Genomic DNA, 13,238 nt, shown 5'->3' with positions numbered 1-13,238 from the left:
TAGGTCAACCTCAGGCGGCTTGAAGTTGCATGGCGCCTCCGTGGAGTTCGGGGTTGTAGGCGGTGTGGTCTTGCCAGCAGCGCCAGATCACGCGGACCCATGCGCGGGCCAGGATGCGCACGGCGTGGGGGTGGCGTTTGCCGCGGGCGATGGCGTCGGCGTAGATCTTCGCGGCCCATGGGCTCGCGTTGCGGGAGTCGTCGGCGAAGTCGATGAGTGCGTTGCGGAGCTTCTTGTCCGCGGCCCAGCGGAACCCGACGGTGTGGAGCTTGCCGCTGGCCTTGGTGACGGGCGCGACGCCGGCCAGGGCGGCGAGGGATTCCTCGTCGGGGAACCGGGCGCGGACGTCGCCGATCTCGGACAGCAGCAGGGCTGCGCGGACGCCGTGTCCGGCTTTGGGCAGGGACGTGAAGATGTGCGCGTCGGCGTGGGCGTCGAGGCGTTCGATGATCTCGGCCTCGAGTTCGCGTTCCTCGTGGCGGGTGGTCTCGATGGTGCGCAGCAGGGCCAGCACGCACACGGCTCGTCCTTCGGCTTCGGTCGCGGACAGGCCTGCGGATGGGGCGTCGGCGATGCGGGCGTAGAGCTCGTCAACGGGCTTGCGGCCGCAATAGGCGATGCGGCGCAGGAACGCAGCGAACCGGGCCGGAGTGAGCCGGCTGGCCGCATGCTGGGTGGGGTAGCGACGCAGGAAGGCGATGGTGACGTCGCTGTCGAGTCGCGAGAACAGTCCGATCGCTGCGGGGAAGCAGCGTTCCAGCTGGGCATGGAGCTGGTTGACCAGTCCGACGCGGGACTCGACCAGCTGCTTGCGGGTGCGCGAGAGGGATCGCAGTACCTGGGTGGCTTCACTGTCTTGGGTCAGCGGGGTGAGGCGGTGGCCGTCGGTGCGCAGCACGTCTGCCAGCAGGTAGGCATCACCGGCGTCGGACTTGGCGCCGGAGCCGGTGTAGCGGCTGCGCAGGCCTTTGACCTGGCGTGGGGTGATGACCACGACGCGCAGCCCTGCGTCGAGGAACGCCTCGACCAAGGGCCCGTCGCAGCGTTCGATGGCGACTCCTTCGACATCGAGCTTGCTCAGGCGCTTGACCAGCCCGGTGAAGGTCTTGTTGGTGTTGGGGATCTCGAAACGCACCTTGATGGCGCCTTGATCGTCGACCACGCAGACTGCGTGGGTCTTGGTGGCCCAGTCGATGCCAGCGAACAGCCGGCCTTGATGTGTGGACATTCGTCCGGTCCTTCCGGTGATGATGGATGTGGCACCGTCGGTGTCGAGAAGCCGTGCCGGATGCTCATTGCGTGGCGGTCCAACCCGCATATCCCTAGCGCCGGTTGTGGCTTCCCGGCCCGGCGGCTGCCGCAGATCTCACGCTGGTCCTCGAGGGACAAGCGCGCTGGGCGGTCAGCCACCGGCCGGCGGTTCGTCAGGAAGCCTCATCCCGCACCATCCATCACCGCTACCGAAGGGATGGTGCACCAATGAGCGAGCACGACGACGACCTCAGCCCGGCGCAGCGCTACGCGTCGTACCGCAAGCACAAGGGCCATCCCGTCTTCCGCGACTTCGCGGCCGGCTTCCCCTTCGAGCTCGACGAGTTCCAGGTCGAGGGCTGCAAGGCGGTCGAGGACGGCGACGGCGTGCTGGTCGCCGCGCCCACCGGCGCGGGCAAGACGGTGGTGGGGGAGTTCGCGGTCCACCTCGCGCTGGAGACCGGCCGCAAGTGCTTCTACACGACGCCGATCAAGGCGCTGTCGAACCAGAAGTACGCCGACCTGGCTGCCCGCTACGGCAAGGACAAGGTCGGCCTGCTGACTGGCGACACCACGATCAACGGCGAGGCGCCGGTGGTCGTGATGACGACCGAGGTGCTGCGCAACATGCTCTACGCCCGGTCCCGGACCCTCGTCGGGCTCGGGTTCGTCGTGATGGACGAGGTGCACTACCTCGCCGACCGCTCCCGCGGCGCCGTGTGGGAGGAGGTCATCATCCACCTGCCCGAGTCGGTGTCGGTGATCTCGCTGTCGGCGACCGTGTCCAACGCCGAGGAGTTCGGCGAGTGGCTGGAGACGGTCCGCGGCGCGACCCGCACCATCGTCGCCGAGCGCCGTCCGGTGCCGCTGTTCCAGCACGTGATGGTCGGGCGCCGGCTCCTCGACCTGTTCGCCTCCTCCGACGTCGACGCCGCCGCCGGGTTCGTCCGCGAGGGTGCGCCGGTCAACGACGAGCTGATGAAGCTGGCCCGCGACGACTGGGCCTCGAGCCGGCTCAAGGGGCACCGGCAGCCGCGCGGGTCCCGGCAGGGCGGTCCCGGCAGCCGCAACGTCGGCAACGGGCGCCGGATCTGGATCCCGGGCCGCCTCGACGTCGTCGAGCGGCTGCAGCGCGACAACCTGCTGCCCGCGATCGACTTCATCTTCAGCCGCGCCGGCTGCGACGCCGCCGTCCAGCAGTGCCTCGACGCCAACCTCCGGCTCACCTCCGCCGAGGAGCGCGACGAGGTGATCGCGTACGTCGAGAGCACCCTCGGCGGGCTGCCGTCGGCCGACCTCCACGTCCTCGGCTACCACGACTTCCTCGACGCCGCCTCGCGCGGCGTGGCCGCCCACCACGCCGGCATGCTGCCCGCCTTCAAGGAGTGCGTCGAGGAGCTCTACCTGCGCGGGCTGATCAAGATCGTCTTCGCCACCGAGACCCTCGCCCTCGGCATCAACATGCCCGCCCGCACGGTGGTGCTCGAGAAGCTGAGCAAGTGGAACGGCGAGACCCACGCCGACATCACGCCGGGGGAGTACACCCAGCTCACCGGCCGCGCCGGTCGTCGCGGCCTCGACATCGAGGGCCACGCCGTCGTGCTCTGGCAGCCGGGGATGAACCCGCGCGAGCTCGCCGGACTCGCCTCGACACGCACCTATCCGCTGCGGAGCAGCTTCCGCCCGTCGTACAACATGGCGGTCAACCTGGTGCACTCCTACGGCCGCCACCAGGCGCGTGAGCTGCTCGAGCAGTCCTTCGCCCAGTTCCAGGCCGACCGTGCCGTCGTCGGGCTGGCCCGCCAGCTGCGCAAGGCCGAGGACGCGCTCGCCGGGTACGCCGACGCCGCGCAGTGCCACCTCGGAGACTTCATGGAGTACGCCGGGCTGCGCCGGCGGATCTCGGAGCTCGAGAAGGAGTCGAGCAAGGTACGCCGGCAGGATCGCCGCGACGAGGCGCTGGCCTCCCTCGAGCGGCTGCAGCCGGGCGACGTGATCGTCGTACCCGTCGGCAAGTTCGCCGGGCCGGCCGTCGTCGTCGACCCCGGCCTGTCCGAGCACGGCCACCGCCCGTTGGTCATCACCGCCGAGCGGCAGGGCCGCCGGCTGGCGATGATGGACTTCCCGACGCCGGTCGAGCCGGTCGCCCGGATCAAGCTGCCGAAGCGGGTCGACGCCCGCAACCCGCACCAGCGCAAGGACATCGCCCAGCAGGTCCGCGAGGCGGTGCGGGCGCTGCCGCTGTCGGTCACCCGGCCGCGCGGCGAGCGCGGTCCGGTCGACGAGGACGTCGCCCGCCAGATCCAGGCCCTGCGTGCCCAGGTCCGCGAGCACCCCTGCCACGGCTGTGCCGACCGCGAGGACCACGCCCGCTGGGCGGAGAGGTACGCGAAGCTGCAGAAGGACACCGAGCTCCTCGCGCAGCGGATCGAGCGTCGTACCAACACCGTCGCGCGGACCTTCGACCGGGTGTGCGAGGTGCTCGAGGCGCTCGACTACCTCCACGACGACGAGGTCACCGAGCGCGGCCGCGGCCTGATGCGGATCTACTCCGAGCTCGACCTGGTCGCCGCGGAGTCGCTGCGCACCGGCCTGTGGGACGACCTCACGCCCTCCCAGCTCGGCGCGGTGCTCTCCGCCTTGGTCTACGAGGCCCGGCGCCCAGAGGAGGGCCCGCCGAACATGCCGGGTGGCGCGATCGCGGTCACCATCGAGGCGATGGTGCGGCTGTGGGGCGAGCTGGAGCGACTCGAGCGTGACCACCGCCTCGACTTCCTCCGCAAGCCCGACGCCGGGTTCGCGTGGACCGCGTGGCGGTGGGCCGAGGGACAGGAGCTCGACGAGATCATCACCCGCAACGACCAGACCGCCGGCGACTTCGTGCGCCAGATGAAGCAGCTCATCGACTTCGCCGGCCAGATCGCCGACGCCGCCGCCGGTACGCCGGTCCGCGACACCGCCCGGCAGCTGGTCAAGCAGCTGCGGCGCGGGATCGTGGCCACCGGCTGACGCCCGGCCGACGCCCGGCCGACGCCCGGCCGGCGGTACGGCGGGCGGTGCTACTCGCCGACCGAGGCCAGGATCCCCGTCAGCCGCTCCACCGGCGAGGCCAGCGACCAGCGCTCGACGAGCGCAGCGAGCCCATCCGGGTCGGCGGGGGAGGACGGGAGCGCGAGGTGGTCGCGCGGGAGGTCGATGTCGCGGGCGACCGCGACCACCTCCGGCGCCACCGCGAGGTAGGGAGCGGCCTCACGGATATTGGCCCGAGGCCCCGGACCGAGGTCGCTGGCCGGGTCGTCGACCGCGGCGAGGATGCCGGCCAGGTCGTCGTACTTCTGCAGCATCGAGGCGGCGGTCTTCTCGCCGACGCCCTTGACGCCGGGCAGGCCGTCGGAGGCGTCGCCGCGCAGGGTGGCGAAGTCGGCGTACTGGTCGGCGCGCACGCCGTACTTGTCGAGCACCCAGGCCTCGTCGACCCGCTCGTGACGACCGACGCCCTTGCCGACGTACAGCACCCGGACGGCGGCGGCGTCGTCGACGAGCTGGAACAGGTCGCGGTCGCCGGTGACCACGTCGACCGGCATGCCGGCGCCGGTGGCCAGGGTGCCGATGACGTCGTCGGCCTCGTAGCCGGGCGCGCCGACGACGGCGATGCCGAAGGCCCCGAGCACCTCGCGGATGACCGGCACCTGCAGCTCGAGCGGGTCGGGCACCTCCTCCACGTCCGGTGCGCCGACGACCTCCTCGACCACCCGGTGCGCCTTGTAGGTCGGGATCAGGTCGACGCGCCACTGCGGACGCCAGTCGTCGTCCCAGCAGCAGACCAGGTGGGTGGGCCGGTACTGGTCGACCAGCTGGGAGATGTAGCCCAGCAGCCCGCGCACCGCGTTCACGTTGGTGCCGTCCGGCGCGAGGATCTCCGGGGAGCCGAAGTAGGCTCGGAAGTAGAGGCTGGCCGTATCGAGGAGTAGAAGGCGCTCAGTCATCGCGGCACAGCCTATTAGGCTGCGCGATGTGAGTCAGAGCATCAATCCAGCTGTCGAGGCGACGGACCGGCAGATCCTGGAGCTCCTGGCCAAGGACGGCCGGATGTCCTACACCGACCTCGGTCGGGCCACGGGGCTGTCCACCTCCGCGGTGCACCAGCGGGTCAAGCGCCTCGAGCAGCGCGGCCTGATCCTCGGCTACGGCGCCACGGTCAACTACGCCGAGATCGGCGTACCGCTCACCTCGTTCATCGCGATCCGCCCGATCGACCCCTCGCAGCCCGACGACTGCCCCGAGCGGCTGGTCGACATCCCCGAGATCGAGTCGTGCTGGTCGGTCGCGGGGGAGGAGTCCTACCTCCTCAAGGTGCGCACCACCAGCCCCGTCGAGCTGGAGCTGCTGCTGGGCCGCATCCGCGCGGCGGCCAACGTCTCGACGCGCACGACGATCGTCCTGTCGACGTACTACGAGAACCGTCCCGTCGGTCACTGACCGGCGTGTCGCCGTGCGACACGCCGCTGATCGGTCGACTTTTTGCGAGATCTTGCGGTTCGCGGAGCCCTCGCTGACCTGCGGGAACGTGTATCACCGCAGGTCAGGCGGCGGTTGACAGATGTGGTGCGCGTCACCAGAGTACGGAGTCGTTCGCTCGTGCAGGTCGTGGCCGGCGGACCGACGTCCGAGTGGCCGTATGTCGGCGGAGTAGCACCAGCTCCGCACGGGGACGGTTCGCGGAGGTCGGTTCGCTCCTCGAGAGCGAGCCGGAAGGGCCCGGGTCTCCCTAGACAACGTCGCGGGCGTCGGCAGCCAGTCGGGAGCCGGGATGGTCCGAAGGTGGCCCGGGTCCTTCCGACACCTGCAAGCGCGCACCCGGGCCTCGTCTAGCCTTACGCCGTGGTGCAGCGCCCCCTCATCCCGGCCGTCGGCCTCGCCGCCGTCGGCGGCGTGCTGCTGACCGCCTCCTACGAGCCGGTGGCGCTGCCGTGGCTGCTGCCGCTCGGCGTGGCCTGCTTCGCGCTCGCGACCCGCGGGCTGGCCGTACGCCGCTCCGGCCTGGTCGGCCTGGTCTTCGGCGTGGTGTTCTACTTCAGCCACATCTCCTGGATGAAGGACTCGATCGGGGCCGACGCCTGGCTGGCCCTCTCGAGCGTCGAGGCCCTGTTCTACGGCCTGCTCGGCCTGGCCGTGCCGCTGCTGCGCCGGCTGCCCGGCTGGCCGCTGTGGCTGGCCGCCGCGTGGACGACCATGGAGACGGTCCGCAGCGGGTGGCCCTTCAGCGGGATGCCGTGGGGCCGGCTGGCGTTCGCCGCGATCGACACCCCCGCCGCCCCCGCCGTCGCGTACGTCGGCATGACCGGCCTCTCCTTCCTGCTCGCCCTGTCCGGCTTCTGCCTGGCCCGGTTCGCCGAGGCGGCCCTGGCCCGCGAGCGCCGGCGGGTGTGGGCCGCGGCGGCCGTCGGCGTCCTCGCGTTGCTGGTGACCCCCGCCGTGCTTGCGTACGACGTCCCGCAGACCGGCTCCACCACGGTGGCGGTCGTCCAGGGTGACGTGCCCGGCCCGGGCAACGACATCCTGTGGGACCACGAGCAGGTCACCCGCAACCACGTCGACGCGACGGTGCGGCTCGCGGCCGACGCCGCCGCCGGCAGGGTGCCCGAGCCGGACTTCGTGCTCTGGCCCGAGAACTCGACCGCCGTCGACCCGTTCGAGCCCGGTCAGGTCAACTCCGGGATCCGGGAGGCGGTCGACGCGGCGCAGGTGCCCGTCGTGGTGGGCGGGATCGTCGACGGTGGTCGCAAGTACGTCCTCAACCAGGGCGTCGTGTGGGACCCGCAGACCGGGCCGGGGGACCGCTACACCAAGCACCACCCGGTGCCGTACGGCGAGTACATCCCCTTCCGCGACATCTGGAACCCCAAGTTCGGCCAGCTCGCCCTCATCACGCGCGACATGAAGAGCGGCACCCGCACCACGCCGCTGCGGGTCGCCGGGGTGCGGGTGGGTGACGCGATCTGCTTCGACGTCGCCTACGACGACGTGATGCCACCGCAGGTGCGCGACGGTGCCGAGCTGCTGACCGTGCAGACCAGCAACGCCAGCTTCATCTTCACCCACCAGATCGAGCAGCAGTTCGCGATCACCCGGCTGCGAGCCATCGAGGCGGGCCGGTGGCTGGCGGTGGCGTCCACCAACGGCCAGAGCGGAGTGATCGCCCCCGACGGCAGCGTCGTCGCCTCGGCCGAGCCACGCACCACGGCCGTGCTCGTCGAGAAGGTCGGGCTGAGCACCGCGCTGACCCCCGCGATGCGGCTGGGAGCATGGCCGACCCGGATGTTCACCCTGCTGACGCTCGCCGCTCTCGTGTCAGGTGCCGTGGCGTACCGTCGAAGGAGACAGTTCGATGGCCCCGCGCAGGGCGATCCCACCGAGGAGCCGCCTGCGCTCTCCCCGACCCCGAGTGAGGCACCCGTTGTCTGAGCAGCACTCCACCCTGGGCCGCACGGTGATGGTCATCCCGACCTACAACGAGGCCAGCAACATCGCCTGGATCGTCGAGCGCGTCCGCACGGCCCAGCCGCACGTCGACGTGCTCGTCGTCGACGACGGCTCGCCCGACGGCACCGGCGCCGTCGCCGACGGCATCGCCCTGGCCGACCCGCAGGTCCACGTCCTGCACCGCACCGCCAAGGGCGGCCTCGGCGCGGCGTACCTCGCCGGCTTCGGCTGGGCCCTCGACGCCGGCTACGACGTGATCGGCGAGATGGACGCCGACGGATCGCACCAGCCCGAGCAGCTCCAGCGACTGCTCGCGGGCCTGCAGGACGCCGACCTCGTCATCGGGTCTCGCTGGGTCCCCGGCGGCTCGGTCGTCAACTGGCCCTGGCAGCGCGAGCTGCTCTCCCGCGGCGGCAACCTCTACGTCCGGATGCTGCTGGGCATCGCGGTGCGCGACGCGACCGCGGGCTACCGGCTGTTCCGCCGCTCCACTCTGGAGCGCATCCGCCTCGACGAGGTCCGCTCGACCGGCTACGTCTTCCAGACCGACCTGGTCACCCGGACCCTGCAGGCCGGGCTGACGGTGCGCGAGGTCCCGATCGAGTTCGTCGAGCGGGTCCGTGGCGAGTCGAAGATGAGCGGCCAGGTCGCCCTGGAGTCGCTGAAGCGGATCACCTGGTGGGGCCTGCGCCAGCGCTGGGAGCGGTTCAAGGGCCAGCCGCAGGTCGCCTCGACCCGGGAGCTCCAGGACACGAGGTGACGAGTTGAGAGGCAGGGTGCGATGAGCAGGCGGAGGAGCCGGCGGGCAGCGTTGCTGCTGTTCCTCGCCTTCGTGGTGATGCCGATCCTCGAGATCGTCGTGCTCATCAAGGTCGGCCAGGTGATCGGGCCCTGGTGGACCATCCTGCTGCTCGTCCTCGACAGCCTCGTCGGCGCCTGGCTGATCAAGCGCGAGGGACGCAAGGCCTGGCAGGCACTGCGCGAGCGGGTCGAGACCGGTCGCCTCCCACACCGCGAGCTCGCCGACGGCGCTCTCGTCGTACTGGGCGGAGCGTTCATGCTCAGCCCCGGCTTCGTCACCGACGTGCTCGGGATCCTGCTGATCCTGCCGGTCACCCGTCCGCTGTTCCGCGGCCTGCTGGTGTCGTACGCCGGCCGCCAGGTCGCGCGGCGCGCCACCGTGTCGTACGGTCCGGCATCCGGGCCCGGAGACGACACTCGCCCCGGACCGACCGTGGTCCGGGGCGAGGTCATCGACGAGCAGTGATCGAGCGGTCGATCAGGCCTTCGCCGGCTTCTTCTTGCGGGCGTTGGCGCGGTGCAGGTGCGCCGGGCCGATCTCGCCGCCGCGCAGCAGCTCCAGGCGCTCGGTGAGGATCTCCTCCAGCTCCTTCTCGGAGCGGCGCTCGAGCAGCATGTCCCAGTGCGTGCGCTGGGGCTTCTCGGCCTTCACCTCGCGCTCGATGCCGGCGGTCGACTCGGCCTCGAGGCCGCAACGCGGGCACTCCCAGACGGCGGGGACCTCGGCCTCGATGGACATCGTGATCTCGAACTCGTGCCCCTGGGGACACTTGTAGCCGACCTGCTGCCGGGCTGCGAACTCGATACCCCGCTCGTCCTCGAAGGACTGGCCCCCCAGTCGGGCACCGCGCAGTGTGCGCTCAGCCATCAGACTCCACCTCCCATGTTTCGTCTATCCCCTCAACGCTACCCAGCCCGAAAAGGTTCCAATCCGGAACCGAGCAGGTCGGGACCCCGTCCTGGTCGTGTCGGATCGGCGTCCTAGATGACCGCCGGCCGGGCGTTGCCGGCCTCGCGGATGCCGCGCTCGGTGTCGACGCGCAGCAGGAGCAGGCCGCCGAGCACGAAGAACGCGATGAGGGCGAAGATCGCCGGTCGGTAGGAGTCGGCGAACTGGTAGACGAGGCCGAAGGTGAGCGTGCCGAACCACGAGGTGCCGCGGTCCATCGCGTGGTAGAGGCTGAAGTACTCCGCCTCCTTGCCGCGCGGGATGAACAGAGAGAAGTAGGACCGCGCCAGCGCCTGGGTGCCGCCCAGCACGATGCCGATCGCGACGCCGAGCAGCAGGAACGGCACCATCGTCTTCTCGGGCACGACGAGCGCCACCGTCACGATCGCCATCCAGCCAACCAGGCCGCCGAGGATCACCTTCTTGGCGCCGAGGCGGCCGGCCACGCGGGCGAACAGGATCGCGCCGCCGATACCGACGAGCTGGACCAGCAGGTAGGTGCCGAGCACGAACCCGTCGCCGAACCCGAGCTCCTTGGTGCCGAAGGTCGAGGCGGAGTTGATGACGGTCTGGATGCCGTCGTTGAAGAACAGGTAGGCCGCCAGGAAGGTCAGCGCGACCGGGTAGTTGCGCAGGTCCTTCAGCGTGGCCCACAGCTGGCCGAACGACCGGGTCAGCACGCCACCCTCGACCGCCTCCACGGCGACCGGCTCGTGTCGGCGGATGCCGCGCCACGGGATGACCATGAAGGCCGCCCACCACACCGCCGCCGACAGCAGGGACAGCCGGACGGCCATCTCCTTGTCGAGCCCGAGCGCGTCGTGGAAGCTGACGACCAGGAAGTTCACGGCGAGCAGCAGCCCGCCGCCGGCGTACCCGTAGGCCCAGCCGTTCGACGACACCCGGTCGCGCTCGTCCTCGGTCGAGATGACCGGCAGGATCGAGTCGCTGACCACGATGGCGGCGCCTCCGGCGAGGTTGGCGACGATGAACGCGATGCTTCCGTAGAGCCAGTTCTCGCCGCTCATGAAGAACAGGCCGCCGGCCGCGGCCGCGCCGAGCCACGAGAAGGCGACCAGGAGGTCGGGCTTGCGAGCGATCCGGTCGGCGTAGGCGCCGATCACCGGGTAGAAGAAGACGCTGAGCACCGTCGACAGCGTGATGACGTACGACGGCAGCGAGCCCGGCGCGATGGACAGGCCCAGCAGGTGGATCCGCCCGTGCTCGCCGACTGCGTTCTCGGCCACCGAGATCAGGTAGGGCGCGAACAGCACGCCCGCGACGGTCGTCTGGAACGCCGATGCAGCCCAGTCGGTGAAGTACCAGGCCCGCTGCTCCCGGGCGCGGTTGAGCGGCCCCAGGTCGGCGATGGGCGCCGATGCGTTCATGCTGATGTCCCTCCCTGCGCGGACCACCACTGGCCGCGTCCCTGGAGGACATCCTTGAGCAGATCGGTGCGGTCCGTGAAGATTCCGTCGACGCCGCGGTCGAGCAGGGTGGTCATCTCGGCCGGGTCGTCGATGGTCCACACGTGCACCTGGTGGCCCGCGGCGTGGGCCCGGCGCACGAAGCCGGGCGTCGTGACGGTGAGCCCGCGCTGCCGGTGCGGCACCTGGAAGGCGGCGAAGCCGTCGCCCGCGATCAGCCGGGCCACCCGGACGCTGGGAGAGAGCCGGAACGCCACGATCTGCCACGGGTCGGCGGCCGTCGGCACCCGTCCGTCGGTCAGGTCCCGGAACCGGCGGATCCGCCGGCGCGAGAAGGACGCGACCAGCAGCCGGTCCCACAGGCCGCGCTCGCGGACCAGGTCGGCCAGCGCGTCGACCGCGCCGTCGGCCTTGAGGTCGATGTTGAACCGGGCGTCCGGGAACGCGTCGAGCAGGTCGACCAGGGTCGGGACCTGCTCGCGGCCGCCGATCCGGGCCCGGCGTACGTCGGCCAGGGTGAGGTCGCGGACCGCGCCCTGCTGGTCGGTCACCCGGTCCAGCACCTCGTCGTGGAACGCCAGCAGCACGCCGTCGGCGGTCAGGTGGACGTCGGTCTCGAGGTAGTCGTAGCCGAGCGTGGCGGCGTGCCGGAACGCGGCGAGGGTGTTCTCGAGGCCCTCGATCTCGGGGTGGTAGGCGCCGCCGCGATGGGCGAAGGCCAGCACCTTGCCCGGGGCGAGGTAGGGCATCAGATGTCGCGGAAGGTCTCGATGTCCGCGCCGAGCGAGCTGAGCCGCTCGGCGAGGTCCTCGTAGCCGCGGTGGATCACGTAGGTGCTGCGCAGCACCGAGGTGCCCTTGCTGGCCAGCATCGCGAGGAGCACGACGACCGCGGGCCGCAGGGCCGGCGGGCAGACCAGCTCGGTGCCGGTCCACGACGTCGGTCCGTCGATCTGCACCCGGTGGGGGTCGAGCAGCGTGACCCGGCCGCCGAGCTTGTTGAGCTCGGTGAGGTAGATCGCCCGGTTGTCGTAGACCCAGTCGTGGAGGTACGTCGTGCCCTCGGCCACCGCGGCGATCACCGCGAAGAAGGGCAGGTTGTCGATGTTGAGGCCGGGGAACGGCATCGGGTGGATCTTGTCGCCCGGCGCCACCAGGTCGGAGGGGTGCGTGGTGATGTCGACCAGGCGGGTGCGGCCGTTGGCGGCGAGGTACTCCTCGGACAGGTCGTAGCGGAAGCCCATCCCCTCGAGGACGGCCAGCTCGATCTCGAGGAACTCGATCGGTGCGCGCTGCACGGTGATCTCGGAGCGGGTCACGATCGCTGCGGCGAGCAGCGACATCGCCTCGATCGGGTCCTCGCTGGGGGAGTAGTCGACGTCGACGTCGATCGACTCGCGGCCGGTGACGGTGAGGGTGGTCGTACCGATGCCGTCGACCTCGACGCCGAGTGCCTGCAGGTAGAAGCACAGGTCCTGGACCATGTAGTTGGACGAGGCGTTGCGGATGACGGTGGTGCCCGGGTGCAGGGCGGCCGCCATCAGTGCGTTCTCGGTGACCGTGTCGCCGCGCTCGGTGAGCACGATGGGGCGGCCGGGGACGATCGCCCGGTTGAGCTGGGCGTGGTACCAGCCGTCGGTGGCCTTGACCTCGAGGCCGAAGGGCCGCAGCGCCGACATGTGCGGCTCGACCGTGCGGGTGCCGAGGTTGCAGCCGCCGGCGTAGGGCAGCTCGAAGGTGTCGGCGCGGTGCAGCAGCGGGCCGAGGAACATGATGACCGATCGGGTACGGCGCGCGGCCTCCTCGTCGATCCGGGTCAGGTCGAGGTCCTTGGGCGGGATGATCTCGAGGTCGTTGTCCGCGTTGATCCAGCGGGTCTGCACGCCGATGCTGTCGAGCACCTCGAGCAGCCGGTTGACCTCCTCGATCCGCGCGACCTTGCGCAGCGTGGTGCGCCCGCGGTTGAGCAGCGAGGCACACAGCAGCGCGACGCCCGCGTTCTTCGACGTCTTGACGTCGATGCTGCCCGACAAGGTGGTGGGGCCCTTGACCCGCAGGTGGGTCGGTCCGGCGCCGAGCGCGACGATCTCCGAGTCGAGGGCGGCACCGATCCGGGCCAGCATCTCGAGGGACAGGTTCTGGTGTCCCTTCTCGATCCGGTTGATCGCGCTCTGGCTGGTGCCGAGCCGCTCGGCGAGCTGGGCCTGGGTGAGGCCGCGGTGCTTGCGGGCGTCGCGGATGAGGTTGCCGATCCGGCCCTTGTAGTCCTCGTGGGGCGCCTCGAAGGTCATGTCACGACCGTAACTCACATATGAGATAACGCAAGAC

11 protein-coding genes are annotated in these 13,238 nt (G+C 70.8%); 5 read left to right on the top strand and 6 right to left on the bottom strand.

The annotated features are described in order from the left end of the window. Positions 1-10: 10 nt before the first annotated feature. Positions 11-1,228, bottom strand: coding sequence for an IS110 family transposase (locus QI633_RS13195; protein WP_282426105.1), 1,218 nt, complete (start codon positions 1,226-1,228; stop codon positions 11-13). A gap of 251 nt (positions 1,229-1,479) precedes the next feature. On the opposite strand from QI633_RS13195, the gene QI633_RS13190 reads away from it, so the two are divergent. Further along, positions 1,480-4,260, top strand: a complete 2,781-nt coding sequence (locus tag QI633_RS13190) for a DEAD/DEAH box helicase (RefSeq protein ID WP_282429253.1) — start codon at positions 1,480-1,482, stop codon at positions 4,258-4,260. 50 nt (positions 4,261-4,310) lie between these two features. On the opposite strand, the gene QI633_RS13185 is transcribed toward QI633_RS13190, so the two are convergent. Then, positions 4,311-5,237: a 5'-3' exonuclease gene (locus tag QI633_RS13185; RefSeq protein WP_282429252.1), complete on the bottom strand. Its 927-nt coding sequence runs from the start codon at positions 5,235-5,237 to the stop codon at positions 4,311-4,313. 28 nt (positions 5,238-5,265) lie between these two features. Between QI633_RS13185 and QI633_RS13180 the strand changes: the two genes are divergently transcribed. The 4 genes from QI633_RS13180 (at position 5,266) to QI633_RS13165 (ending at position 9,001) form a co-directional block, all read left to right on the top strand. Continuing rightward, positions 5,266-5,730: an Lrp/AsnC family transcriptional regulator gene (locus tag QI633_RS13180; RefSeq protein ID WP_141798784.1), complete on the top strand. Its 465-nt coding sequence runs from the start codon at positions 5,266-5,268 to the stop codon at positions 5,728-5,730. Positions 5,731-6,132: 402 nt separating this feature from the next. Continuing rightward, the gene (gene lnt, locus QI633_RS13175; RefSeq protein ID WP_282429251.1) at positions 6,133-7,716 is read left to right on the top strand and encodes an apolipoprotein N-acyltransferase; all 1,584 of its coding nucleotides are present in this window, start codon (positions 6,133-6,135) and stop codon (positions 7,714-7,716) included. A 28-nt stretch (positions 7,717-7,744) separates the two neighbouring features. Beyond that, positions 7,745-8,494, top strand: a complete 750-nt coding sequence (locus QI633_RS13170) for a polyprenol monophosphomannose synthase (RefSeq protein WP_282429303.1) — start codon at positions 7,745-7,747, stop codon at positions 8,492-8,494. A gap of 21 nt (positions 8,495-8,515) precedes the next feature. After that, a complete protein-coding gene (locus tag QI633_RS13165) occupies positions 8,516-9,001 on the top strand; it encodes an FxsA family protein (RefSeq protein ID WP_282429250.1) in 486 nt (161 codons plus the stop codon). A gap of 12 nt (positions 9,002-9,013) precedes the next feature. Here the strand turns inward: QI633_RS13165 and QI633_RS13160 are convergent, their stop codons facing one another. From QI633_RS13160 to QI633_RS13145, 4 genes are all read right to left on the bottom strand, one after another. Beyond that, positions 9,014-9,403 (bottom strand): RNA polymerase-binding protein RbpA, encoded by a 390-nt coding sequence (locus QI633_RS13160; protein WP_141007454.1) that lies wholly within the window; start codon positions 9,401-9,403, stop codon positions 9,014-9,016. A 113-nt stretch (positions 9,404-9,516) separates the two neighbouring features. After that, positions 9,517-10,872: an MFS transporter gene (locus QI633_RS13155; protein WP_141798788.1), complete on the bottom strand. Its 1,356-nt coding sequence runs from the start codon at positions 10,870-10,872 to the stop codon at positions 9,517-9,519. After that, on the bottom strand, positions 10,869-11,660 hold the full coding sequence (locus tag QI633_RS13150) for a glycerophosphodiester phosphodiesterase (protein WP_141798789.1): 792 nt from the start codon (positions 11,658-11,660) through the stop codon (positions 10,869-10,871). Before QI633_RS13150 ends, QI633_RS13155 begins: the two co-directional genes overlap by 4 nt. Beyond that, on the bottom strand, positions 11,660-13,201 hold the full coding sequence (locus tag QI633_RS13145; RefSeq protein WP_141798790.1) for a UDP-N-acetylglucosamine 1-carboxyvinyltransferase: 1,542 nt from the start codon (positions 13,199-13,201) through the stop codon (positions 11,660-11,662). Before QI633_RS13145 ends, QI633_RS13150 begins: the two co-directional genes overlap by 1 nt. Positions 13,202-13,238 lie beyond the last annotated feature (37 nt).

This window comes from Nocardioides sp. QY071 (assembly GCF_029961765.1).
Lineage (GTDB): Bacteria > Actinomycetota > Actinomycetes > Propionibacteriales > Nocardioidaceae > Nocardioides.
The sequence above is the reverse complement of the archived record's forward strand: the minus strand, read 5'-3'. Positions and strand labels throughout refer to the sequence as shown.